Raw genomic sequence first — 25,498 nt, 5'->3', positions numbered from 1 at the left:
CAATATTCATCCTTAAAATCAAACATTTTAAGGGGAGCCGATGGCTCCCCTTTTTTCAAGTTTGAGTTGTATGATTAACCAGCTTAATTGCCGGTAAATAAAGGTACAATATCAATGCCGTCCGCAGAAATTCTAACCAGTCCTTTGTCGGAGATTCGAACCTCAGGAATAACCACCAGGGCCAGCAACGACAGAGTCATAAATGCATTGTTTAGCGGGCATCCTGCTTGAATTAGTGCCTGGCTGATTCCTTCGGACTGACGGGCAACCGTTTCAAACGGCTCGTTCGACATAATGCCGCCTACCGAAAGCGGGAATTCTGCAATGCTATCCTCCGTCAGCATCACGACGCCGCCCTGCATGTCAGCTACGATATTGCCCGCGCGGGCCATGAGCTCATCGTCATTGCCGATCACCGTCAGATTATGGCTGTCATGAGCTACCGTCATTGCGATCGCTGCAGGTTGTTTAAATCCGATTCCTTTCACGATTCCGACCGCTTGACCGCCGCCTTTGCCATGCCGCTCGAACACCGCCATTTTGCAGAGGTCAACCGCAGGATCAAGCTGAACCGTGTTGTTTTTCACATTCACGTGAACAAGTCTTTCGATGGTTTCCACATGATTTTCAACCACTTCAACAGCCCGAATTTCGGCTTTGCCTTCAGCAATTGGTGCTGTAATGGCGAAATCGCCGGCGCTTAGCTTGCGGTCCAGTTTCACCGTGTTAAACGCCAGGTCTGGCAGCTTATAACGCTCCCAGTCGGCGGTCATTTGGCCATTCTCTGCGACAATCTTGCCTGCGGCAATCGTCATGACCACATTCACATCCGCCAAATTGCCATCGAGAAGAATGATATCCGCATATGCGCCCGGAATAATCGCACCGATGTCACGTGAAACCCCAAATCGTTCAGCCGTATTGATCGTCGCCATCTGGAAGGCCGTCACCGGCTTGACACCCTGCGCGATCGCGTGGCGCACTACGAAGTTCATATGGCCTTCATTCATCAGCGATTCCGAGCTGCGGTCATCGGTAACCAGGATCATCCGCCGGGTGTCAATGCCTCCTTCTGTATGCGCCTTAATGGTCGCTGCCACGTCATGCCAAGCTGAGCCTTGACGCATTTTAGCGTACATGCCAAGCCGGACACGTTCAATGACATCCTCAGCCGTTACGCATTCATGATCACCGTTCACTCCGCTAGCAGCGTACACCGGCAGGCGCCAATCATCCGATTTCCAAGTAAAATGGCCGTCCGCTTGCTTACCCGCCCGCAGCGTCGCCTGAATTTCTCCGATCATCTTCTCATCGCCGTACACTACACCCGGAAAGTTCATGACTTCCCCGAGTCCGATCATATCGTCTCCCCAGCTCAGGGCTTCGGCAACTTCATCAGGCCCGATGAAAGCGCCGGTCGTTTCAAGGCCCGGATGCGTTGACGGAACGCAGGAGGCTACCTGCATATATGCCGCAAGCGGAGTCGATCTGGCTTCCTCCAGCATGAAGCGAAGTCCATCCAGTCCCAGGACATTGGATATTTCATGCGCATCAAAGAAACCGCCAGTCGTTCCAAGCGGCAGCACCGCTCTGGCAAATTCAGTAGCCGTCATCTGCGTGCTTTCGATATGGCAATGACCGTCCAGCAGTCCAGGGGCAGCATATTTTCCTCCCGCATCAATGATTTGGGTCTCTTCACCAATAGTATGACTTACATCCAGCCCTACATATACAATTCGTGAATCCTTCACCGCGATGGACATTCCCGGCAGAATCTCTCCGGATACCACATTGACCAATCTTACGTTTTGAATGACCAGGCTTGCTTTTTGGTCTCCGCGCGCGGCTGCTACCAGTTCAGGCACACATTCCGCGAAAGGACGTCTTCCCCATGCTGCTGTTTTCATGTAAACCCTCCATCTCTCTGTACCTAATCTTATTGCCAGATCTTGCTCAATTCTTCCCATCATACATCCGGCTCGGAAGAAAAATCAAATCTTTAAATTTCTTAAGATATTCTTAGTAGGCACTTTAAGTGTGCTGGTTATGATGATAACTGTGGGTTTTACGAAAATATAATACGAACGAACGGAGAACGATTTTCATGAGAGTGATCAAAAAGAAAAAGAAGCATAGGCCTATCATTTTTCTACTGCTGTTTTTTATCGTGGTGCTCGCCGGATCTGCGGTACTGCTTCGCTTCCCGCTGTTTAAAATTGATGCGTCCGCAGCAGTCCTTATGGATGTCAAAACGGGAAAAGTATATTATGAACATAATGCATCCGCGGCTTTGCCGCCAGCCAGCATGTCCAAGATGATGACGGAACTGCTAGTGCTGAGAAATGTCAAGGAAGGGCATAATTCCTGGGACGAGCCTGTTACGGCAAGCTATTATGCCGCTAATGTAACCGGTGCCGAAATCGGACTTCGTCCAGGCGATACGCTGCCGCTTCTTACGATGTTTGAAGCAATGGTCATCCATTCCGCGAATGACGCGGCCATTTCGCTTGCAGAGCATATCGCAGGCAGCGAAACAGCATTCGTGGCACAAATGAATGCAATGGCTCGCGAAATCGGGCTGTCTACCCAATCTGTATTCGCGAATTGCACCGGTTTGTCGTCAGCTGACCTGCAGGTTTTCAAATCGGCCTCCTTGGAAGGCGAAACGCAAATGACTGCCAAGGATTTGGCTAAAACGGCCCGTTATCTGATCCAAACATACCCGGAAATACTGAAGGTGACCGAAAAAACAGAAGTTTACATACCCGAAATGAACTTAACTCTACATACTACCAATTCAATGCTGCCCGGAGAAGCGTTTGCCTATAGCGGCAACGACGGCTTCAAGACGGGTTACACCCAAAGAGCGGGCTACTGCTTTACCGGTACATCCGAACGGAACGGCAAACGTTTTATTGTCGTTGTGATGGGAGCACAGGATACCAACAAGCGCTTTGAAGATGCCACCAAAATGTTCGACTATGGTTTCGCTAATTCACAGTTTTTCTGGAGGACATGAAATGAGAAATATACTCGTTGTTGATGATGACAAGGAAATTGCAAATCTGATATCTATTTACTTGAAAAATGAAGGCTTTCATATTATCTGTGCCCATGACGGAGAAGAAGCGCTGCAGCTTCTGAACAGTCCAGAGCAGCAGTTTGATCTCATTGTGCTGGACATCATGATGCCGAAGGTGGATGGACTTGAAGTATGCAGACAGATGCGCGGCAAGGCATCGGTTATTCCGATTCTGATGCTCAGTGCCAAAACCGAAGATATGGACAAGATTCTTGGACTCATGACCGGCGCCGATGATTACATGATCAAGCCCTTCAATCCGCTGGAGCTGACAGTAAGAGTCAAAACGCTGCTGCGCCGAACTTTCCAGTACAATTCTGACCCCCGGCTTGCCGATGATTCGGTGCTCCGTATTCAGGGTGTAGAGATTAACCGCAGCACCCACCGTGTAACGGCTGACGGCAACGACGTGCAATTGACCGGCCGTGAGTTTGACATCCTGGGACTGCTGGCTTCACATCCCGGCCGTGTCTTCAGTGCAGAGGAGATTTTTCAAAGAGTATGGAAGGAAAAGTATTATGTATCCAACAATACAGTCATGGTTCATATCAGCAACCTGCGTGACAAGCTGGAGAAAGAGCTCGGCTACAAGCTGATTCAAACCGTGTGGGGAGTAGGTTATAAAATCGATGCGTAGTTTCTTTAATAAACTGCAGTGGAAGATTATCTTACTGTTCTTTTTCAGTGTCGCCCTGACCTTCGGAACACTTGTGATGCTGCGTCCGATCCTTAATAATATCTACTACCAGAACTTTAAGCTACTCTACCCTGTTGTTGAACGGATTCTCCGGCCGAACCAGATTGTCGGCTTTTCATTGTGGCAGGCTGTCGCGGTCATCCTCCTGTTCATCTTCTACGTGCTCCTTCTCAGCTGGGGAACGACTAGAAAATTAACACGTATCTTTACCGGGGTAAAACGGATGGCAGAAGGCAACATGGATGAACGGATTCAGGTCCGCTCCAATGACGAGATCGGCATGCTTGCCGATCAGATCAATACCATGGCAGAGCAGCTGCAAATCTCCATTCATGAGGAGCGGATGGCCACACAGGCGAAAAATGAACTCATTACTAATGTATCCCATGACCTTCGTACACCGCTTACTTCTATCATCGGCTATCTGAGGCTGATTGAAGAAGATAAATACAAGGATGAGGTGGAACTGCGGTATTACGTCAATATCGCCTATGAGAAATCCAAGCGCATGAACAGGCTCGTCACAGACCTTTTCGACTATACGCGCATGGGGTTTGGCCAGATTCCGCTGAACCGCACCTCGATTGATCTGGTGCAATTGATCGGGCAGCTGACAGCCGAGTTTACCCTGCAGCTTCAACATCACAAAATGGAAATTCAGCTCATCGCCCCGCAAGAGAAGCTCCTGATCGACGGCGACGGAGATAAAATCATGCAAGCTATCGAAAATTTGATCACAAATGCCATGCGTTACGGCAAAGAAGGCAAGCGAATTGTTGTCCATATCGCCAGAGAAGGAAAACAGGCCGTCGTGAAAATCATTAACTTCGGCGCCCCCATTCCATCTATGGATCTGCCCTATATTTTCGACCGGTTCTACCGCGTGGAAAAGTCTCGATCGGTCGATACAGGCGGTGCAGGTCTCGGACTCGCCATCGTGAAAAGCATCATCGAGCTTCACGATGGCAGCATTACTGCCACAAGCAATGCGCAGCAGACCGAATTTATCGTCCGACTGCCGCTTGAATGACGCATTCATTCCTATTAGATAGAGCAAAAAGAGGCTCGCCCTGGATTCGTATTCCGTCCAAGGGAGCCTCTTCCTCTTTCTTATCTCTTCAGCCAGGACAACCACAAAGCCTCATCATCAGACTTATGGTAATGTTCCACCAGGCGGTTCAGACGCTCCAGCTGATATCCGTAGTCATACATGGTTGAAGCTACAATGGACAGACGCAGACTACTCTCTGGCTGCTCTGCCACATAATCTAGCACCTGCTTGATAAACTTGTCACTCTCTTCCAGCAGTATATCGGCTTCGACACTGTTTGGCTTCAGTTTATCCTCGAACTTGAGCAGCACATGCTCATGCAGCTTAATCAGCTTCTCCAGCTGGTGATCGAAGTTCCGATCCATCTCCTCAGGCCGCTCGGACTGAAAATAATGCTCTTCTACAGCATCAAGCACCTCGCGCCCCTTCCGGAGCGTGTTCAGCATCTGCTTGTACACCACGAGATGCCGGGTCTGACTGAACGTGGCCCGCTTCATCTTTTTCTGTTCTTCTTCCAGCAGCTTGTACTTGTCGGACAACGACTTGATGGAGTCCTCAAGCTCTCTTTTTTTATCCCTGAAAATGTTCTCTTTGATTTCAGCGGAAATGGCGGTACGCATCAATAGCGACATCTGGTCAAAGGTTGTCTCAATCTGGTCCGTAAACTGCACTTTCGGCTTTGGCGGAAAGAGTAGAACATTGATCAGGAACGCGGATACGATGCCGATCAAGCTTAGCGAAAAACGGGTCAGGGCGAACTGCCATTGTCCAGACGCCTCCATGACAACGATCACCGTTACGAGGGTCAACCCAATAGTATCTCCCATCTTGAGCTTCAAGCAAATCATAATAACGATAATACATACAAGTCCAACCGCAATGGGTTCATTGGAAAAAACCAAACCTGCGATTAAAGCCAGTACGGCTCCGAGCGTATTGGTTTGAAGCTGTTCCAGGAAATAACGCCAAGAGCGGTAAATAGACGGCTGCATAGCAAAAATGGCTGCTATAGCCGATATAGTCGGCGAGGATAAATGTAGCCACTTGCTGATATATAGTGCGAGCGTGACGGCGATTCCCGTCTTAAGCATTCGCGCTCCGAAAGTCATGGCTGCATCTCCTCCTGTCGCAAAAATATCACGATAATCACGAAAATAAATGTTTTTTCAGGTGATACCGCTGCAGATGTTTCTATATACGGAATATTACCCTTTGTCCTTCGTTATGATACAAGCAGCTCAGCCAGAGCCGTTTTGCAAAAATAAGTATGATTTATCCAATTCAGCCTATAATAAATACAGAATATGAAAGAAGTACCATAACATCAACGGGGTGACAAGATGAACCAATTCAAAAAAAACTTAATGGCAGGAGCTCTCTCCTGTATTCTGACTGCTGGTAGTTTCTCCTTTGCGCATACAGCCGATGCGGCTTCCGAAACCCAGATGACCCCTCCTGCTGAAGTGACTCCTCCGGCGGAAAAACAGGACAACGAAAGCCACCAAAGACACCGTGAACATCATGGCAGAAAATTCGTGCTCTTCAAAGATGCAGCCACGCTGCTTGACATGACCGAGCAGGATCTCAAAAAAGAATGGAAGCAGGGCAAATCGCTCCAGCAGATCGCCAAAGAGAAAAAGAACTGGGATGCCGATGTTTTCGTGCAAAAGCTTACCGCTATTCAAAGTGCTAAGATCGATAATGCCGTCAAAGCCGGAAAAATGACGCAGCAACAGGCGGATCAGCTCAAGAAGAAGCTGCCCGAATCATTGAGACGCTTCACGCAGCATACCTATCACCAGCGTCAGGACCGCAGACTGCCTGCAGCCCATTCTGAAATTTAGACAACTATCACTTAATAATAAAATCCTAACGGATGCGTTAGGATTTTATTGTGTGGATTTATCTTCAAGACCCTGTACTCTTTGGCTTTACTCGTGGAGGATCCTTAGGCGAATTGTTCACAGGGACATCGAGCAGGTCCAGCAGGAACATAAACATCGGAACGCCGAGAAGCAATCCCCATACCCCAAAGAAATGCTCGGATACAATCAGGATCGCAAAAGTGTAAAAGATCGGCAGATGCGTCTTGTCAGACATAAATTTCGGATTCATCACGTACGTCTCAAACGAATGCAAAATTGCAATCATGAGCAAAACATAGAAGACCTTCGGAATGCCCCCGATCCCAAACGCAATGGCACAAAGCGGAACCAGCGAAATGATAACGCCCATCACCGGAATAAGCCCCAGCAGAAAAATCATCATTCCCAAAGCAAACAGGCTCGGAAAACCCAGAATCCATAAAAACAAGACGGAGAAGCATGCATTGATTACCGCAATCAGAAACTGTACCTCAATGACTTTACCGAAGGAATCGGTGAATTTCTTTCCGAAGTAGGCGAGCTCATTATAGACATACGATAACTTGCTCGTTCTGAACTTTTCCGTGAAATTCGTCACTTTCTCCTTTTCCAGCATGAAGAACAAGCTCATGATGATTGCCAGTCCCACATTCAAACCGGTTTTCCCAATATTCGAGATCGTATTCTTCATAAGACCATAGCCCTGTGTGAGATAAGCGGCAAAGTCAATTTTGTGTATATAATCCAGAATATAATTCATGATCCTGTTGTCCGTCAGCACTAAAGGGTTGCTATAGAAGGAAATAACCTGCTGGATCAGCACATTCAACTCCGAGATGAGCTTGGGCGCATATTGTAAGATTCCAATGAGTAATGCGGCCACAACCAAGGCATACATTAAAATGAGCACGATCTTTTTACTGATGCCCATCCGGTTCGTAAAACGCCGGGTTAAGAACGTGTGAAGCCGGTTTACCAGATATGTCAGAATAAATGTAATCAGAATGAAATTCATCATACTTCTGAACATATATAAAAACAGGACTAGCAAAATAAGTACCACGCCTTTTCTTACGGCGGGAAGTTGGAAAAAATCTTTCACTGATGTCATTGTTTCGCAACCAGACTCCTTTTTATCTACAAAGTTTCTCTCTGGGATGCAGTAAAAATCCTCTATGACATCATATTACGCGAGTATACTGTTTTCATGCAAGTTTTAAGGCACTTTCCAAGCGGATTATTTCGCGTTTTGTGGCTTTTTCAAGTACTTTTCGAATAGGGCAATGGAAATCATGAGCCATGTGGCGCTCGCCAGATATCCTCCAAGCACATCACTCGGATAATGCACCCCTAGATAAATTCTGCTTATGCCGATCAGAAGTGTCAGTGTTACGCCAATGATGATCATAGCCACTCTGCCTGCAAAGGAAGGAATATGTCTCCACAGCAAGTAGGTAATGACCCCGTAAAGCGAAAATGCCGCCATGGAATGGCCGCTTGGATAGCTGTAGCCGGTGATTTCGATCAGACGATGAGTATTGGGTCTTGGCCGTTGAAAGAAATTCTTAAGGATGATATTCCAAATCTCAGAGCCGCCCACTACAAGCACAAAGAGGATCAATTCACGCCGGTGCTTCAAAACCACCATCAAAAAGAAGAAGGCAAGCAAGGACAGAACCGAAGCCATTAATGAGGAGCCGATAAAGGTAAAAAATTTCATCACTGAAGTAAGCCAAGGGGTCTCCAAACCTTGCACTAAGGAAATGACTGCATTGTCAAACCAAGCAATATGATTCGTTTCAATTAAGATCGTTGTGATGACAAACAATACGCCGAGAATCAGGCTGGTTATGGCCAACTTTCTCAAGCGGTTCTGATGCAAATTCATATTGTAAAATATCCCCCCAACTTTTGGATGAAAATAATATCCTTCCTATTATCCCTAAAGCCCGTCCTTTTGTCACGTTTATGTAAAATGGGCGTAAAATCTATTCTCTGATATCTAGAAAAAAAGCACCGGCAGCGCCGGTGCTTTTTTTGAGTAAAGTCTTGTATGTAACAAGACCCTCGGGAGCGGATTAGTATCCCTTATACTGCGGCTCTTCATTTTCCAATTGCTGTACTCTGCTCTCCACTTGCTGCACGATTTGCTGAGTTTGCTGTGCCGCGTTAGTGAACAGGTTCTTAGCATCTTGGTTTTGCGTGCTGAGCGCAAAGGTTTCCAAGCTGGCTTGAGCGCTCTTTAAAGAAGCGAGAGTCGTTTTAACCTGGGAAGCTACTGTCATGGTTCGTTCTCACCTCCTTTGCATCATAAGTACGAAAATTAATCTAACCTGTATGGCATGAAAAAATTCATAAAAATCATGGGAGAAGTAAATAATTTGTTTATTCGACTAAAATGGAGGTTATGCAAATGCCGGAATGGGTCGAGGTTATAACCCGTACTTTGACAGCCATCGTGGTGCTGTTCGCGCTAACCCGATTGCTCGGAAAAAGACAGATATCCCAATTGTCCTTTTTCGAATATATAACAGGCATCACAATCGGTGACTTGGCTGCGACCATCTCGCTTGATGTTGAGGGGACTTGGTATCTGGGACTTATCTCCTTGTCCGTATGGGTGCTGATATCGCTCGGCATTGAGTTTTTACAGCTCAAGAGCAAGAAAGCACGGGATTTCATCGACAGCAAAAGCACCGTTCTGATCAAAGACGGAAAAATTCTGGAGGATAATCTTAAAAAGGAACGCCTTACCAATGAAGAGCTGCTAGAACAGCTCCGGGGCAAGGACGTATTCAAAGCCGCAGAAGTCGAATTTGCGGTCATGGAGCCTAATGGCGATGTCAACGTGCTGCTGAAAAAGGAAAATCAGCCTCTAGCACCCACACATCTGGGCATTAAAGTCGGCCCTGAATCGGAGCCACAAACCGTCATCCTCGATGGAAAAATCATGGATGAGCCGCTCGCGACGCGCGGGCTGAACCGCCGGTGGATCAATACAGAGCTCGAAAAAATTGGCGTTTCTTTAGATAACGTGTACGTCGGACAAGTCGATGCTTATGACCAGCTGTATGTCGATCTATTTGACGACAAGCTCAAAGTGCCGGAGCCGCAGCCAAAGGCCGTCTTATATGCCGAACTAAAGAAATGCCAAGCGGATCTTGAAATGTTCGGATTGTCCTCAAACCGGCAAGACGCTAAAACCTTGTATGAGAACTGCTCCAAGCAGCTCGAGCAGGTTATCTCTGACGTTAAACCGTTATTAACGCGTTAGGAGGGTTGTAATCAAATGGTCAGCAAAGTAAAAAAAAAGCTTACCCCTGTGCAGCAGGAATACAAGGTACTAGCCAAGACACGCGAGCCGAGCAAATTCACCTTCAAGAATCTATATCGGGCTTTCCTTGTCGGCGGCTTGATCTGCCTGGTTGGCCAAGTCATACAGCAGCTATTCGTCCATTATGGCGGATTCAGCGTCAAAGAAGCCGCTAGCCCGACCGTAGGTGTTATGATTCTCATTTCGGTCATTCTGACTTGCTTTGGGGTTTACGATAAAATTGCCCAATGGGCCGGAGCCGGCTCCGCCGTGCCGGTTACCGGCTTTGCGAACTCCATGGCCTCTGCAGCCATCGAATACCGCCGCGAAGGCATCGTGCTGGGCCTCGGCGGCAGCATATTCAAGGTTGCCGGTCCTGTCATTGTATTTGGTACCATGGCGGCATTTGCTGTCGGCATTGCCTACGTTATATTTGATCCCAACATAGTAGGAGGTTGAACCGAAAATGCTGAAAGGCCATCAAAGCTGGGTATTTGAAAACAAGCCCTCCTTTCTCTCTAGCGCAACAACGGTTGGCCCCTTTGAAGGGCAAGGTCCGCTGGCAGAAGATTTTGACATTATACATGGGGACCTTTATCTCGGGCAGGAGAGCTGGGAGAAAGCCGAGAAGGCGCTTCTCGAGGAAGCAGCCAAAATGGCGATCGAGCATGCCGGCTTGACCGAAGGAGAGATCCAGTTCCATTTTGGCGGCGACCTGATGAACCAGATTGTATCCAGCAGCTTTGCCGCCCGTACACTGACCATTCCTTATTTTGGGTTGTTCGGGGCCTGCTCCACATCGATGGAAAGCCTTGCTCTAGCCGCCTATGTCGTGAATTCGGGAGGCGCAAAGCATACACTTGCCGCCACATGCAGCCACAACTGCAGCGTGGAGAAACAGTTCCGGTATCCTACCGAATACGGCTCCCAAAAACCGCCAACGGCCCAGTTTACAGTCACGGGTGCGGGTGCTGCAGTTATTGGCAAGGAAGGCAAAGGTCCATTCATTACATCCGCAACCATCGGACGCGTTGTAGATATGGGCATCAAAGATCCCTTCAATATGGGCGCAGCCATGGCGCCGGCGGCTGTCGACACCATTGAAGCCCATTTCCGGGATCTTCAGATCGAGCCAAGTCATTACGACCTAATCGTCACCGGCGACTTGTCGAAGGTCGGCTATGAGATCGCCTGCGATTTATTCAAAAGGCATAATATCCCGATGCAGCAAACAACGTATTCTGATTGCGGCATGATGATCTATAACTACGAAACCCAAAATGTACAGGCAGGTGCCAGCGGCTGCGGCTGCTCTGCGGTTGTCACCTATGGCCATCTCCTGAACCGGATGCGACGGGGAGAACTGAACCGGATTTTGGTCGTTGCAACCGGTGCCCTGCTCTCTCCCCTGACTTTTCAGCAAGACGAGACGATCCCATGCATTGCACATGCGGTATCGATCGAACGCGAAAAATAAAACTGCTTTTCCAGCTGGAAATCATCGGCTGTTTCTCATTTTTTCTGCCTGAGGGACAGCCTTTTTTTTCCGTTTCTTAAAACTATATTAAAAAATTTTCTCCACAATTTATTTCTTCTTAAGGATTATTTCTGCTGAATCTGGTAAAGTGTTACGCATAGGTGTTTTTGTTTTACTATCAAAAGGAGGAGTTACATTTAATGTCAGACAAAGAAAAAGAAACATTGAATAACGAAGAAGGCCTCACTCCGGAAGAACAATCGGGGGACATCAAGGAACCAAACGAACAGCCTATAGACCAATTAGAATCGGACAAGCCTGCCGAAGAAACCCCAGTTTCTGAACACACAGAAACAGAAGAGGAGACTCCGGACGATCGTTACAATACTCCAGCAGCTCCTGCGAAACCTAAAGCGGGTACAGTACCGCCAACACCATCTCCTTCAAAGGGAATGGGCGGTAAAGTATGGATGATCGTTTCTCTTGTGCTAGCCGTTGTGCTGGTCGTTGTATTGATCAACCCTCCAGTTGCCAAAGAAGCTGTTGCAACTGTAAACGGTGAGAAAATTACCAAGGATCAGCTCTATGACCAACTCGTTTCTGTTGGCGGCGTTCAAACCCTTAACGGCATGATTGCCGAAACGCTGGTGAAACAGGAAGCCGACAAAAAAGGCATTAAGATCACTCAAGCGGATATTGATAAAGAAACAGCTTTTGTCAAGAAAGGCTACAGCTCCGATCAAGAGTTTGAGGCGGCGCTTCAGCAAAACGGCATCTCTAAAGAAGAGTTCAACAAGCAAATGGAGATGCAAGCTCGACTAGTCAAGCTCATTGGTCCTGAAGTAAAAGTCAGTGATGCAGACGTAAAGAAATATTTTGATGAAAATAAAGCTTACTTTGACACACCTGAGCAGGTTCGCGCTTCCCATATCCTGGTAGCTACCAAGGAAGAAGCAGATGCAATCGAGAAACAGCTAAAAGAGGGTGCGGATTTTGCAACCCTAGCCAAGGAAAAATCGATAGATCCAGGCTCCAAAGATAAAGGCGGCGATCTTGGTTACTTCGGCCGCAATCAAATGTACAAGCCATTTGAGGATGCTGCGTTTAGCTTGAAAGAAGGCGAGATCAGCGGCGTAGTTAAAACGGACGCAGGCTACCATATCATCAAGAAAACAGGCTATAAACCAGCTCATACTGCGACGTTCGATGAGAAGAAAGCGGACATCAAAGAGCAGCTGACCTATCAACAGATCATGAGTAAAGCCCCAACTTGGCTTGCTGATCTCAAATCAAAAGCAAAAATTACGAACTATCTGGAAGAAGACCAAAACAAAAAAGCCGATGCAACTAAATCGGATTCCAGCAAATAATTCGTATTACCAAAAACGGATGCAGCCCTTAAAGGGCGCATCCGTTTTTTAATGCTTCATTGCTCTTTTCAGAAGCGGCAGGATATTTTACGCTAGCTTAAGCATCCTTCAGAATCCGCCGTCCCAACGTTACCGTTATCACGATCATGGCCAGCCCTACAATCACCTGCATGCCGTAGACTTGCATCCATACCGGCCAGTGCTTAATGAGACTATACACATTGCCTCCGAGCAGCGGTCCGAAGAAGGCCGCGACTCCGGTAATCGCCGCATACATCGCCATATACATCGGCCGTTCGCTTTTGGGCGTATCCCCGATCATAAAGTTGAAAGCCAGCTGGTTAAAGCCTCCCACCCCGATTCCGAACACGATATGAGCCGCCACCAGCACAACCAGCATCGGCAGCACGGACAAAAGTCCCCACAGCAGGCAGGATAGCGCGATTATTGGCAGTGTCCAGAACAACAGACGGCGGTTGCTGTACTTCGCATTCAGGTTGCCCCAGATATAGAAGCTGCCCATCATAGATACGGTTTGCGCTACATTCAGAAGCGACAGCGTTTGGTAATTGATATGCAGCAGCTGCAGCATAACATACGAATACAGCGGTACCACCAGGTTCTGCAAAAACAGAAACCCTGCCAAAAACAGGGTCGCCTTCAGAAATGCGCTGTCCTTCAGCGGTTTTTTCAACATCGGGACAAACTTGCTTTCCGTGGAGCGCTCAAAAGGCATATCCGGATAAAAGAAAAACATCGTAATATTCACGATAATACATATCCATACAAACACGTACAGAATCAAAAAGCCCTTGCCTCCAGGCTCATGATCCAGAATAATTCCACCCGCATACATGACGAGCGTCCCCAGCGCGTTCATCATCGTGTTGCGGATTCCGAAATAGCGGCCCCTGACGCGTGCCGGCACGATATCGCTGATCAGCGAGTTCCACAATATGCCGCCAACCGTATTAAAGATAAAGGCTAGCGTATATAAAATAATAAATGCGATAACCCAGTACGGTTTCGGAATTACAAACGGAATGAGGCCCGTAAAGGCCCACAATATCCGGTGAAGCGCCACAAACAGCACCAGTGTCCACTTGCGGCTCTTTAGCCTCTGGATCAAAAAAGCGGCGAAAAGCTGGCCGATATTCACAAACGTGGTGATCGCCAGTACGAAGCCCAGCTGGCTGGAGTTCGCTCCGAGATACAGCAAATAGCCGGTGAGAAACTGACCCCCAAGCAGGGTCATGAACATGACAGCCGGAATACCCTCCATCGTGGCGATTCTCAGGTTTTTCCGCTGCACCGACCTTTTACGGTGATACTGCTGCCTCGATCTTAATAAAATCATGATGTGCACTCCTTTGATGCTTTCTCTTGCTCATCATTCTACTCGCAAAGAACCCTAAGTCAATACAATGGACTATCCTTAATATCACAAAAAAATTTGTGGGACTTCACGTAGAAATGCCCCACCGAAAACGTTATATTGTAAGGTCATAGGTCGATACTCTAAAGAAAAACGGAGCGTACGCAAGTGATGCGCTGCTCCGTTCTTTTATGACTTAAACTTCAAGAATTCCTTCTGCATGGACGACGCCAAATGCCTTGGCGAGGTCCGACAGCTCCTGGTCGCTTATCGTCTGTTTGATGCTGTGGCCTGCGGTGAGCATATAGACTTGAGCCGCCTTTTCGACCGTCTCGATTAAGCCAAATGTTTCGTCCATGGTGGATCCGGTACCGAAAATGCCATGATGCGGCCAAATGACAACTCGCCCGTCCTTCATTTTATCCGCTGTTTTCCGGCCGATCTCAGCGCTTCCCGGTACCATCCATGGCAGAACGCCCACCCCTTCAGGGAAAACGACAATACATTCGGTGCACATTTGCCAGAGCGTTTTTGTGAATTTTTTCTCATCTAAATCATGCACAAACGTCATGGCAATCACATTGGTAGCATGCGTATGCATGACAATCCGGTGGGCAGGATCTACCTTCAATCGTTCAATATGGCTCATAAAATGGGATGCGAGCTCGCTTGTAGGGAACGTATTGCCGCTAAAGCCCCACAATACATCGACATGCTCTCCATCCGGCGTTACCCGGATCACACCGAGATTCATTTCCGGATCGCTGATTACGTTTCTGAAATATTTGCCCGATCCCGTCACGACAAAAATGGTGCCGGCCAGCTCGGGTACCGGAAAAGTCAGCGTAATAACGCGTCCGGTTCCATTAAGATCTATATAGGGGCGGACCTCCGCCTCATCCAAAATACGGCTGATATTCCCGCCGTTACGCTCATCCCAGCCGAACTTCCACATGTGATACGTAATTTCCGCCATCTCCCGGATAAACGGAATATCAAGCGCTGGCACGTTCCGGTTCAAATCCATCATCAATGTGCTCACAGCAAGCCTCTCCTTTTATATAAGCTGTATTTTACAACTTCATCGTACTTCAGCCCCTCCCTGTAGTCAACACAAACAAACACATATATCTTGTTTTATTTTTGTTTATGTATACTTTATGTCTGTTTTGATTTGTTATTAATTCATCCAACTCATTTTCGTTTTTGCTGTTTCTTAAGGATTGACATAAACAGGAATTCCCGATATATTAGGTTCAATTAAATTGATGAACAGCTTACGTTGAAGCACTCGTAAGAAAAGGCGTTATATGCCTTTCTTTGCGGGTGCTTTTTAGCGTTTGATCGAAGTTTCAAGCTTCAAGCTGTTCATTCCCATTCCCGTACAAAGGAGAAATATTTCATGAAACCATTCAAGAAACTTTTCCCAGCCGTCCTGACTTTCATTTTCGCATTATCACTGACTTTCTCTGGTGCTGCAGCTGCAGCTGCATCCATGCAATGGTCCGCCTCACAGCAAGCCGCTGTGGACCGTGCGACCGCCTCGGATGCCGCACTCCGCAGCAAGCTAGGGTCTTTGTACAGCCGTTTCAAAGATCTGCAATCCCAGCTGCAGCAGGTTGATCAAAGCATCAGTTCACTTCATTACAAAAATGAAGAAACACAATCCTCACTAACCAAGCAGATCAAGGTGATTGATGCGGACAAGATCGCCAGACTCGAACAGGCAGTAAAACAGACGAAAGATAAATACAAACCGATTCTTACGATGTATACCACGCTTAACCAGCAGATTACGACTGCCAATAAACTCAAAAACAAGCAGCTCAGTTCCGCTCTGAAAACACAGGTAGATACGATGAAACTTGCCGTACAGATGGCGAAAATGGATATTCAAAACAAAGAACAGGCGCTCGCTTCCGCCAAAGCCCAAAGATCCTCAGCTCAGAAGAAGATCCGGGGAATCCTCGCAGGAGCTGATTCGGTTCGCATCAAAATCAAAGCTGAGAAAAGCACTGCGACCATTCTGAATAAAAATGTCAGCCCGTTGTGGAAAGGCGTAACCCAGGCGGTGAAAGTGGGTGACGCTAAAAAAATCCATACGGATCTGAATACTCTGGTCAACCAGCTTCTTCAAATCCAGAGCCAGAAACAAAAAATCCTCTCGCTAGAAAATCAGATCAGCGGCATCTTGCAAAACGCCAAATCGCAGTTACCTTCCACTTAAGGATTGTTTTATCAAGGAGCACGCACACCTGCTAAAGTTTTGATTGCGGCCTCAGCCAGATTTTGGTATGATGGAATCCTTCTCACTCGTTCGCCTTGACTGAAGTTGACGGATCTCGTCGCTACAAAACTTATCGGAGGTGTGCAATGCTCTATTTCTCTTTGGCTTCAAAAGCGTATGCCCGCAATCTTCATTACCGCGGGGCGCACATGCTGCACAACGTTGCGAGCGCTCTCTTCGGCTATCTCTACGCTTGCATCTGGATCGGAATCGGACATGACCGCCCGCTTGGAGAGTATGGCGTGCACGGCATGATCGGCTACATTGCTTTTACCCAGGCTTCACTGTGGGTTACCGGCTTTATCACGAATGGACTCGGCATTCCGGAAGCTGTCAGGACAGGCCAAATCTCACTGGATTTGATGCGCCCTGTCCATTTGTTTGTTCTGTGCATGTGCAGGGAATGGGGACAAATCGCCTATCAATTCATCTATAAATCTCTCCCCATCTATCTGCTGTATATGGTTCTGTTCCGGCTCTCCCTGCCAACCCACTGGACAACGCTGCTGTACACATTCGTCGCTTTAGCCGCCTCTGCTTACATGTCCATCTGCATGAATTACATTATCGGTGCAACTTCGCTGTGGACAACGGAATCGAACTGGCTGTTTTGGGTCAATCATGCCCTTATGAATCTGCTCGCCGGTTTCTTTATCCCGGTGGAATGGCTGCCGTCTTGGCTGCAGACGGTGAGCTGGATGTCACCTTACCCCTATCTGCTGTATGTACCGACCCGCATCTATCTGGGTTATGAGCAAGCAGGCAGTTTACTGGGTTCTTTGGCATGGTGCATTTTCTTTACGCTGCTTTGTCTACTTGTAACTATCGTGGTCAGACGGAAAGTGGAGGTGCAGGGAGGATGACTATCAAATATTGGCTGGATTTGTACGCGGTTCTCATCCGTTCAAGCATACGCAGCCGAATGCAATACAAGTTTAACTTTATTCTTGGCACAGTCCTCGCTGCGACGATCCAAATCGCCGAGTTTCTCATGATCTCCATCGTCCTGAACAAATTTGGTGCGGTTAAGGGTTGGTCACTGTATGAAGTGGGGTATCTTTTTGCTGTCATGACCCTCGCCAAAACGCTGTACCGGACTTTCGCAAGTGATGTCCATCATCTGGAGAGGTACTTGACGACAGGTGAGCTTGATCAGCTGCTGACCCGTCCGGTCCCGATTCTGCTTGCGCTGATGTCGCAAAACATCCGCCTGATGCCGGGTGAACTGCTTCAGGGAGGCGCGATCCTTTACTGGTCGATGCATGGAATGATATCCAGCGGTCAAATTACCTGGCTGGCCTTGCCTTATACGCTGTTCGTCATTGTCACCGGAGGCGTGATCCTATTCTCGATCGGACTGGCCACCGCAACGGTAGGATTTTGGATCACAAGAATTAATGAACTGCAAACACTCACAGAGGATGCCGCTCAAACGGCTGTCCGCTATCCGCTTGTCCTCTACCCTGCCTGGCTCCGGTCCTTACTGCTCATCGTCATTCCGGTTGGCTTCGTAGGCTATGTCCCTTCCCTGTTCATTCTCCGCGGAGAGTACGGTTCTTGGCTGGTCTACGGCATAGCTTTGCTTGCAGTCATTTGTCTCGTCATCAGCTTGAGGTTTTGGAAATTCGGGCTAACCCGTTATCAAAGTACAGGGAGCTAGAAGGAAAGGGGATATCAACTTATGAAAAATACACTGCCAATGATCGAGGTTAGCGGACTGCACAAACAGTTCCGGACGCCGGTGGTCAAGGAAGGCCGCTTCGCCGGCATTCGGACCCTATTCACTAGGGAATACCGGATGAAGGAAGCGGTAAAAGACATCAGCTTTTCCATTCAAAAAGGAGATTTCGTCGGGTATATCGGTCCGAACGGAGCCGGCAAATCCACCACCATTAAAATGCTGACCGGAATTCTTCATCCTTCCTCGGGCGAAGTGAAAATTAACGGAATCAATCCGCATAAACACAGGCGTCAAGTCGCCAAGCGGCTCGGAGTCGTATTCGGCCAGCGCAGCCAGTTGTGGTGGGATCTGCCTGTCAAGGATTCGTATGATATTTTGGCTCATATGTATAAGGTGGCTCCTGACGAAAAGGAGAAGCGTCAAGGGGAGATGGGGGAACTGCTGGATTTGAAAGAATTTTGGCTTACGCCTGTTCGCAAGCTATCCCTCGGACAACGTATGCGGGCAGACATCGCCGCCTCCATGCTGCATGATCCAGATGTCCTTTTTCTCGATGAGCCCACGATAGGCCTGGATGTGACAGCAAAGCGCAGTATCCGTGGATTTCTAAAAAAGCTGAACAGCGAGTTCGGAAAAACGATCCTGCTCACCACCCATGATATGGATGACATCGAGCAGCTGTGCGAACGGGTCATGGTGATCAATCACGGGCAGCTCAGCTACGAAGGAACCATCGAAAATCTGCGGGATAAAATTGGACTGCCTACGCTCATCCGGGTTACGTTTCACGGAACCTATCAACTGCCGGCGCCTCAAGATCAGTGCCTTCCGGTTGAACTCGGCTTGGATGCGGAGCGCACTTTTCAGATCGTTGACGCCGGAAGCCATGAGGTACATATTGAAGCCAACAGGCAGCAGGTCAAAGCCATGGACATCCTGCGGATGGTCAGCGGCTGGGGCGAGGTTGCGGATATTCATATGGAGGAACCTGATTTCGAGGACGTGATTCACCGGGTATATTGAGGAGTTGTCAGGGACCATGCCATAGACAATGATGTCTTTACGGCAGGCTCCCTGCTTTTTTAGTTTTGTTTCTTATACATGCAGCAACATCGGGGTTGACGGATCCTGTACAGCCTCGAAGTGGCCCGTGAGCTCATTTAAGAAAACAATTTTACCGCAGGCACCGCTTTTCATCAGGTCAAAAGCTTCTTCAAAGCGGTCCAGCGAGCAAGTATGAGTCACCAGTTTGTCCAATCCTAAGTTTCCATTTCGCAGGAGCCCCTTCATCTGGTACCAGGTTTCGTACATCCGGCGGCCGGTAATTCCCTCCACCCGGATGCCCTTGAAGATGATTTGGCCCAGATCCATCGCCACATCGCGAGTCGGTATGCCTAATAGAGAAACGCGGGCTGCGCAGGCCGCCGCCTCAAAACCGTTCCGGATACCGTCCGGATGACCCGACATTTCCAGCACGACCTCAGCACCTCCGCCACCTGTAACATCACGGACCACCTGCGGCAGACTAGTCTTGGAGCTATCGATGACGATGTCCGCTCCCATCTGATGCGCCATGTTTAGACGGTAAGGATGAATATCCGCCGCCATGACGAGTCCGGCTCCGCAGGCTTTTGCTACGGATATAGCCATCAGTCCGATCAAGCCTGCTCCTACGATTAGTACGGATTTGCCAACGATGTCACCGGAGAGAACCGTATGTACGGCATTGCCCAAAGGATCCTGCAGACAAGCCAGTTCATATGGCATAGCCGGATCATTTTGAATAATGCTGCCGGCCTTCACGACTGCATACTCCGCAAAACAGCCCGGTGCGTTAATACCGAAGCTGCGGGTATGAAGGCAGACATGTGCGTTTCCGGTGCGGCATGCTTTGCATTGTCCACAAACCATATGCCCTTCGGCGGACACATGATCACCGATCCGGACGTTTTCGACCTGTTCGCCGATCTCCATGACGATTCCGGCAAATTCATGACCGAATACGTTTCCGGTCACGACCGACTTTTCGGCCCATTCATCCCAGTTGTATATATGTACATCCGTACCGCAGATGGAGCTTGCTTTAACCTTAACGAGCACTTCATCCGGACCGATTGTCGGAACAGGAACCTCTTTAAGCACCGCGCCGGGAGCGCGGTGCTCTTTAATGAGTCCGGTCATGGTTTTTTGCATGGTATGCCACCTTCTCATAGGTTTGATATTTTCAAGAACAAAAAAAAGAACTGACATCAGCTAGAGCAGATAAAAAAGCTCTCTGATTCAATTCTAGTCTGCATATTTACGGATTCACGTTGACGATATTACCCGCGTAGTCTCTCCAATTCGTTCCGTCAAAATAGACCGGTTTTTTCTTCGTCGGGTCGTAATACGTGTCGCCTTCCACCGGTGTTTTGGTAACTTCTGTGCTTCTTTTCAAGTTGATAAATTTATCTTTCATCACTACTTCGGTATATTTTCCGTTGGAGCTGCCCGTTTTGCCCCGGAAAAAGAGTCGTCCTGTCTGAAGCTGATACTGCATATAACCCGGCGCATAATCCGCAGATGGAAATCCGGAGGTACTGTTCTCATCAATGATCATCGGGGTGAGCATGGCCTTTTCGTAGCCTTTGAAGAAAAGCGCAAATTTATTGGCGTTATACCACACAGATCCCGGATCAACGCCAGACATTGAACCATTGTTGATATCACCTTGTAGTTGAGACATCCGCAGCATCGGAATGCGATCTGCTATTTGTCTGCCTACCCATATCATATCAGCCTCAACATGGTCATCAATAGGCAGATTGCCCGGATTCACATTTCCTTGTATATAATGATGGCCTTGTACGACCGATATTGCCTTTATTCCATACTTTCTTCCCGATTTTGTATCCATAAATATATTACCTCGTACAACGGTGTAATCCCCACCGAATAAGTTAATGCCACAATTTTGATCATGATTTACAGTAGGGTTTAAGTCTTGGTAATTCCAGTTCTGAATACGATTATTCGTTATCATAATATTTGAACAAGTAGGTTCAGGATAATTATAGCCATAAGCTGTTGCAATCCCAGAGTTGGGAACATTCTCAATAGAATTGCCATTAACAATTATATCCTTCGACCCATAGATATTAATAGCTCCAAAACTATATTCCTTCATCAATGGAGCACTAATACTATTTCCTTCTACAATACATTGTCTAACACCCCATATTTCGATTCCATCATATCTATTGTTAATACAGATATTGTTAGCGATTGTTATATCATAGGTCTCGAATTGATTGGAGGAGAATGCTGTAATACCTTCCTGTCCGTTCCCGATTACAATATTCGCTATCGCAATGTTACTAAAACATTGTCTTTCATTAATGTCTGATATTCCTATATTGGTATCAAAACAAATTCCTTGACCGCCACAGTTTTCAACATGATTGTTGCTCACCTTGCAGTATTTTGAAGAAGAAACATTAATCCCCGTGTTATTGTTAGGACCTACATTATTAAATAAAGTCGTATTTTGGATTCGATTACCATCCACAAGCATGGTGGTACAATCATTCAAATAAATAATTCGCTCCGTCGTATTGAGCGTATTCTCAATTTGATTGTTTAGTATCATCCCATCTGATGCTTGATACAAGTACCAGTTCGCAGTATTTCCACGCACATATAGGCTTCGAATAACAAAATCAGAACACCCATTCAAGATAAAACTAATTTTCCCTTCCAACTCTGCGATTTCAAAATTAGAAACACCCATTGCATTAAATATCGTATCCGGACTAGTTGCCGATGTGGACTGAAGAACCGCCCCTTTCTCTCCGACAATCCTGACATTCGATTTCACATTCAATGAGCTGGCATTATATAACCCAGGCGGAAATACCACAGTCCCTCCTATTGAAGAAGCTGTATTAATAGCTGTCTGGATTCCCTGGGTGTCATCGTTCTTACCATCTGCAATAGCCCCAAACCACTGTGGATAGAGTTCCTTTATTTGGGGGCGGCCTGTGATCACACCATTACCAGTAAAAATTTGTACAAGTCCTGCTTCAATATTACCGTTAAGAATCAATTTCTTCCCGCTTGCAATATTCAGTTTCGCTCCATTCATAAAATGTAACGTGATGCTAGCATCTACTGTCGTATCTGCATTCACTGCATAAGTACCACTTGGCAATACAAGAATTCCGCCGCCATTCGCTTTCAAGCTCGCAAGTGAATTTGCGAAGTGTGTTGTATCCGTCACACTTAGCCAAGGCAAATTTAATTTATCTGCAGAAACTGAACTACTTGCAAGCTTGGGGCCCGTTACAGCGCCATCTACAATATTAGCTGTAGTAACAGAATTAACAGGCAGATCCGAAGCTGCTGATATAAAAGCTTTAACCAAATCTCCTTCTTCACCCGTAGCCAACGAATTATTTTTTGGAGGAAGGATGGACTTCATTACTTTTTTGAGCTTTTGTTTGAAATCTATCATGTGTTATGAACCTCCCCAATTCTATCTTTCACACCTATCTATTTCTAATTGCAATGTATCATATTCAGAGCGAATCTCTTTTGCTGTAGTCAAATTTATCAAAAGATTCCTCCAAATTCTGAATTCATTGTAATAGACGATACGGCGTGATCACGAAGAGGCAGGTTTCAACTAGCAACTACACATGATGTTCATTCATCGATACAGTCCGGCTCTGTTTCCAATTCCTATGTTGTTCCCTTTCAAATTCCGATAACTCCTCATCTATGAAGATTCGCTCATATTTGTCCACAATACTCTCCCAAGCATATGCCATTGTAATTCTATGTTTAGCCGCTTGTTCCAATTGTGAGATCATCGTATGGGAATATTGATCTGCGGTATCAATTAGTTTGGCAAGTGAACCCTGTTCTTTGGTAAAATAAACTGCTCCATCTTCACCAACTTCTCTGTTAAAAACGACGTCATATAGTAAATTCAACTTAGTGGAAGCCAATGCTTCAAGTAGTGATGGATTCGTTCCGCCTACCTCATGACCGTGTAAATATCCGTAGGCAAGTTCTCGAATTTTCTTAAGCAGTTGTTGATCATAAACCGTTCCTACGAATTTGATACGCTTATCCTGAGTAAAATTCGTTTTTTCGAGCAATTCTTGATAAAATGGGTTCGTCTCTACTCCTGTAATTATAATTAAATCCTTATTCGAACTCGACTTCATAAACTCCGTGATCATGAGCTCATAATTATTCTCTGGAACAAATCGGCCAATGATTAAGTAATATTCATTCGGCCATACTTGAAACCGTTCAATCCAGTTTATTAACTTTTCATCGCAATCTTCCAAAGTCGATTTTGTAATATCTGCTCCATAAGCAATAAAGATCGTGTTCGGCTTGTAAGATGCGTAGTCTTGCTGGATATATTGTTCAATTCCTTTTGAATCACATACTAATAGATCAGCATGCTTCACCATAAGTCTTTCCGATAGCTTCCAATACCGCTTAATCAATGCATTCCATTTTCCTCGTTTCCATTCATGGCCATCAGGATTGACGAGTACTTGAACACCCATTTTGGATAATTTCCTTTTAAAGACATAAAAAAAAGGCCCTATTCGACAGGCCAAAATGTAAACCGTACTGTTATATAATTTATTTTTCTTTATATAGCGAATACATTCCCGCAAACTCAGCACATCGTATAGAACAGCTCTAGCACTCCCTATTCGTGGTACTTTCACTTCAAAACAACGAGCTCCGTTATGAATATATTCGCTCTTACGGTCCGATAGACAGGCTACATGATACTGAATTTCATTGTTTTTCTTACGTTCTGTCAATTGATCTACGAACGTTTCAAATCCGCCATACTTCGCAGGAATACCTTTCGATCCAACAATAAATATATGCTTCGTCATACGATTACCTCAGCTTCCAAGTGAGAATACCAATCCATTAACTGTTCTACATGCCGTTCCATCGAGAACTGAATATCCATTTCATTGATGTTCTGGTTCATTACATTTAAAATGTCTCGATTCTCAATAATGTTACGAAGTTGATCTGCGAGCTCCTTAACTTCTGGTTTGACAATAAATCCTGTAACGCCGTTCCGGATCATATCTTTAAATCCTACCGTATCGGCAATAAGTACCGGTACACCGTACGACAATGCCTCCAATCCAGTAAAACCAAATGTTTCTTTGCATATACTCGGTATCACCAGAATATCTGTATTTTCAAAAATATGAGAAAGATCATCATAACAATACTTTCCATGGAACGTATACTTTTCTGTATTGAAAAGTTCACTAGCATGACTCATATCACCGTATACCTGAAGACACCAATTCATATAACTATGCTTCCTCAGCTGCTGTAAACTTTGATGCAATAGAAAAAAGCCTTTATACGCATCCACCGGACCTAGATAGGTGAACCGTAAAGGCTTATCTGCTGACTGGACCGTGCGAATGGAGCGGCGATCTTGTATATCTCTATGGGTAATCGATATGACTTTGCCATTCCACTGTCCATAACGATGATATTCTTGTTGGGCAACAGAACTATTGAAATGAATACCGTTCATGAACTGAAGCATCTCCATATAATATTTCCGGAGTTCTACATAAGATAGTCCCATGACAGGATCTTTCTTGATGTTATTGCTAGCATCAGATGATCTCTTTCGATTCTCTGCTCGAAAACGGTGCTTTACTCTTTTACGCAGCAACGTTACTGCACGACTTTCTTTAAAATATCTATACGCCCGTGATTGCATAAGACGAATCATCGTACTACTGTATCCTCCCTGATTACAAGAAACACATTCTATCCCATCCTTGTAGCTTTCGCATACAGTCCCAGATGAATCTAATAAATTTACTTTAGGGCAAATGCCAAAATAATCATGTGAAGTAAACACCATTCGAATACCTAGTGCTTTAGCAGCTTCGAGAAACTCTTTGTGCAATCCCATTAAGGTATGGACGTGTATAATATCCGGATTCAATTGCTGTAGAAAGGTAGTATACTGCTGCCCATTAATTTGTTTCATATATTCCCTTGGTTTTTTAACCCCACCTAATAAGGGGACTGGTAATGGATTAATAATCTCATATACTTGAATCCCTTGATATGAATCATTCTTCTTTACCCTTAAACTTCCTGTTAGCGTATAATGTCCTGGGTACAACACAATAACTTCATGTAACAATTGCTGTTGTGTCAACATTAAATCAACACTATATTTCGTTAACCCTCCTGTACGTAAGGGCGGCAATCCTAATGTAACATGTAATATTCTCAT

23 protein-coding genes are annotated in these 25,498 nt (G+C 46.4%); 12 read left to right on the top strand and 11 right to left on the bottom strand.

Features of this window, described 5'->3' with window-relative positions; all coding sequences use genetic code 11:
• Nucleotides 1-83: 83 nt before the first annotated feature.
• Nucleotides 84-1,907 carry an adenine deaminase gene (locus MUG84_RS01970; protein ID WP_244718784.1) on the bottom strand — a complete coding sequence of 608 codons (1,824 nt, stop codon included), beginning with the start codon at nucleotides 1,905-1,907 and terminating at the stop codon, nucleotides 84-86.
• 197 nt (nucleotides 1,908-2,104) lie between these two features.
• Here MUG84_RS01970 and MUG84_RS01965 point away from each other — a divergent pair, with 197 nt between their 5' ends.
• The 3 genes from MUG84_RS01965 to MUG84_RS01955 are packed head-to-tail and all read left to right on the top strand — an operon-like array spanning nucleotide 2,105 to nucleotide 4,809.
• Complete coding sequence (locus tag MUG84_RS01965; protein WP_244718779.1) at nucleotides 2,105-3,019, top strand: D-alanyl-D-alanine carboxypeptidase family protein; 915 nt, start codon at nucleotides 2,105-2,107, stop codon at nucleotides 3,017-3,019.
• 1 nt (nucleotide 3,020) lies between these two features.
• Nucleotides 3,021-3,719, top strand: a complete 699-nt coding sequence (locus MUG84_RS01960; RefSeq protein WP_244718776.1) for a response regulator transcription factor — start codon at nucleotides 3,021-3,023, stop codon at nucleotides 3,717-3,719.
• Complete coding sequence (locus MUG84_RS01955; RefSeq protein ID WP_244718760.1) at nucleotides 3,712-4,809, top strand: sensor histidine kinase; 1,098 nt, start codon at nucleotides 3,712-3,714, stop codon at nucleotides 4,807-4,809. Before MUG84_RS01960 ends, MUG84_RS01955 begins: the two co-directional genes overlap by 8 nt.
• Nucleotides 4,810-4,889: 80 nt before the next feature.
• Here MUG84_RS01955 and MUG84_RS01950 read toward each other — a convergent pair whose 3' ends face one another.
• Complete coding sequence (locus tag MUG84_RS01950; RefSeq protein WP_244718757.1) at nucleotides 4,890-5,939, bottom strand: FUSC family protein; 1,050 nt, start codon at nucleotides 5,937-5,939, stop codon at nucleotides 4,890-4,892.
• Nucleotides 5,940-6,170: 231 nt separating this feature from the next.
• Between MUG84_RS01950 and MUG84_RS01945 the strand changes: the two genes are divergently transcribed.
• Nucleotides 6,171-6,674 carry a hypothetical protein gene (locus MUG84_RS01945; RefSeq protein ID WP_244718754.1) on the top strand — a complete coding sequence of 168 codons (504 nt, stop codon included), beginning with the start codon at nucleotides 6,171-6,173 and terminating at the stop codon, nucleotides 6,672-6,674.
• A 64-nt stretch (nucleotides 6,675-6,738) separates the two neighbouring features.
• Here the strand turns inward: MUG84_RS01945 and MUG84_RS01940 are convergent, their stop codons facing one another.
• From MUG84_RS01940 to MUG84_RS01930, 3 genes are all read right to left on the bottom strand, one after another.
• Nucleotides 6,739-7,806 (bottom strand): AI-2E family transporter, encoded by a 1,068-nt coding sequence (locus MUG84_RS01940; protein ID WP_244718750.1) that lies wholly within the window; start codon nucleotides 7,804-7,806, stop codon nucleotides 6,739-6,741.
• A gap of 126 nt (nucleotides 7,807-7,932) precedes the next feature.
• Nucleotides 7,933-8,583 carry a phosphatase PAP2 family protein gene (locus MUG84_RS01935; protein WP_244718747.1) on the bottom strand — a complete coding sequence of 217 codons (651 nt, stop codon included), beginning with the start codon at nucleotides 8,581-8,583 and terminating at the stop codon, nucleotides 7,933-7,935.
• Between the two features lie 190 nt (nucleotides 8,584-8,773).
• The gene (locus tag MUG84_RS01930) at nucleotides 8,774-8,980 is read right to left on the bottom strand and encodes a DUF1657 domain-containing protein (protein ID WP_244718744.1); all 207 of its coding nucleotides are present in this window, start codon (nucleotides 8,978-8,980) and stop codon (nucleotides 8,774-8,776) included.
• A gap of 128 nt (nucleotides 8,981-9,108) precedes the next feature.
• Between MUG84_RS01930 and MUG84_RS01925 the strand changes: the two genes are divergently transcribed.
• The 4 genes from MUG84_RS01925 to MUG84_RS01910 all read left to right on the top strand — a co-directional run bounded on the left by MUG84_RS01925 (nucleotide 9,109) and on the right by MUG84_RS01910 (nucleotide 12,855).
• Complete coding sequence (locus MUG84_RS01925; RefSeq protein WP_244718727.1) at nucleotides 9,109-9,969, top strand: DUF421 domain-containing protein; 861 nt, start codon at nucleotides 9,109-9,111, stop codon at nucleotides 9,967-9,969.
• 15 nt (nucleotides 9,970-9,984) lie between these two features.
• The gene (spoVAC, locus tag MUG84_RS01920) at nucleotides 9,985-10,467 is read left to right on the top strand and encodes a stage V sporulation protein AC (RefSeq protein ID WP_244718724.1); all 483 of its coding nucleotides are present in this window, start codon (nucleotides 9,985-9,987) and stop codon (nucleotides 10,465-10,467) included.
• A 7-nt stretch (nucleotides 10,468-10,474) separates the two neighbouring features.
• Complete coding sequence (gene spoVAD / locus MUG84_RS01915; RefSeq protein ID WP_244718721.1) at nucleotides 10,475-11,485, top strand: stage V sporulation protein AD; 1,011 nt, start codon at nucleotides 10,475-10,477, stop codon at nucleotides 11,483-11,485.
• A 200-nt stretch (nucleotides 11,486-11,685) separates the two neighbouring features.
• Nucleotides 11,686-12,855 carry a peptidylprolyl isomerase gene (locus MUG84_RS01910; protein WP_244718718.1) on the top strand — a complete coding sequence of 390 codons (1,170 nt, stop codon included), beginning with the start codon at nucleotides 11,686-11,688 and terminating at the stop codon, nucleotides 12,853-12,855.
• A 97-nt stretch (nucleotides 12,856-12,952) separates the two neighbouring features.
• Here MUG84_RS01910 and MUG84_RS01905 read toward each other — a convergent pair whose 3' ends face one another.
• Nucleotides 12,953-14,212, bottom strand: coding sequence for an MFS transporter (locus MUG84_RS01905; protein ID WP_244718715.1), 1,260 nt, complete (start codon nucleotides 14,210-14,212; stop codon nucleotides 12,953-12,955).
• Between the two features lie 214 nt (nucleotides 14,213-14,426).
• Nucleotides 14,427-15,260 (bottom strand): rhamnulose-1-phosphate aldolase, encoded by an 834-nt coding sequence (gene rhaD, locus MUG84_RS01900; protein ID WP_244720886.1) that lies wholly within the window; start codon nucleotides 15,258-15,260, stop codon nucleotides 14,427-14,429.
• Nucleotides 15,261-15,632: 372 nt separating this feature from the next.
• On the opposite strand from rhaD, the gene MUG84_RS01895 reads away from it, so the two are divergent.
• From MUG84_RS01895 to MUG84_RS01880, 4 genes are all read left to right on the top strand, one after another.
• On the top strand, nucleotides 15,633-16,457 hold the full coding sequence (locus MUG84_RS01895; RefSeq protein ID WP_244718712.1) for a hypothetical protein: 825 nt from the start codon (nucleotides 15,633-15,635) through the stop codon (nucleotides 16,455-16,457).
• 146 nt (nucleotides 16,458-16,603) lie between these two features.
• Nucleotides 16,604-17,380, top strand: coding sequence for an ABC transporter permease (locus tag MUG84_RS01890; protein ID WP_244718709.1), 777 nt, complete (start codon nucleotides 16,604-16,606; stop codon nucleotides 17,378-17,380).
• Nucleotides 17,377-18,177: an ABC transporter permease gene (locus tag MUG84_RS01885; protein WP_244718706.1), complete on the top strand. Its 801-nt coding sequence runs from the start codon at nucleotides 17,377-17,379 to the stop codon at nucleotides 18,175-18,177. The genes MUG84_RS01890 and MUG84_RS01885 overlap by 4 nt, the downstream gene beginning before the upstream one ends.
• Nucleotides 18,178-18,216: 39 nt before the next feature.
• The gene (locus MUG84_RS01880; RefSeq protein ID WP_244720884.1) at nucleotides 18,217-19,221 is read left to right on the top strand and encodes an ABC transporter ATP-binding protein; all 1,005 of its coding nucleotides are present in this window, start codon (nucleotides 18,217-18,219) and stop codon (nucleotides 19,219-19,221) included.
• A 72-nt stretch (nucleotides 19,222-19,293) separates the two neighbouring features.
• Here MUG84_RS01880 and tdh read toward each other — a convergent pair whose 3' ends face one another.
• The 4 genes from tdh to MUG84_RS01860 all read right to left on the bottom strand — a co-directional run bounded on the left by tdh (nucleotide 19,294) and on the right by MUG84_RS01860 (nucleotide 25,498).
• Nucleotides 19,294-20,391 (bottom strand): L-threonine 3-dehydrogenase, encoded by a 1,098-nt coding sequence (tdh, locus tag MUG84_RS01875; RefSeq protein ID WP_244718689.1) that lies wholly within the window; start codon nucleotides 20,389-20,391, stop codon nucleotides 19,294-19,296.
• Nucleotides 20,392-20,497: 106 nt separating this feature from the next.
• Nucleotides 20,498-22,690 (bottom strand): right-handed parallel beta-helix repeat-containing protein, encoded by a 2,193-nt coding sequence (locus MUG84_RS01870; RefSeq protein WP_244718686.1) that lies wholly within the window; start codon nucleotides 22,688-22,690, stop codon nucleotides 20,498-20,500.
• A gap of 178 nt (nucleotides 22,691-22,868) precedes the next feature.
• Nucleotides 22,869-24,107, bottom strand: coding sequence for a beta 1-4 rhamnosyltransferase Cps2T (cps2T, locus tag MUG84_RS01865; RefSeq protein WP_244718683.1), 1,239 nt, complete (start codon nucleotides 24,105-24,107; stop codon nucleotides 22,869-22,871).
• On the bottom strand, nucleotides 24,104-25,498 hold the full coding sequence (locus tag MUG84_RS01860) for a glycosyltransferase (RefSeq protein ID WP_244718681.1): 1,395 nt from the start codon (nucleotides 25,496-25,498) through the stop codon (nucleotides 24,104-24,106). Before MUG84_RS01860 ends, cps2T begins: the two co-directional genes overlap by 4 nt.

It is taken from the genome of Paenibacillus mangrovi (genome assembly GCF_022898935.1).
In the GTDB taxonomy this organism is placed as follows: Bacteria; Bacillota; Bacilli; order Paenibacillales; family Paenibacillaceae; genus Paenibacillus_AQ; species Paenibacillus_AQ mangrovi.
This window is presented reverse-complemented; position numbering and strand designations above follow the sequence as displayed.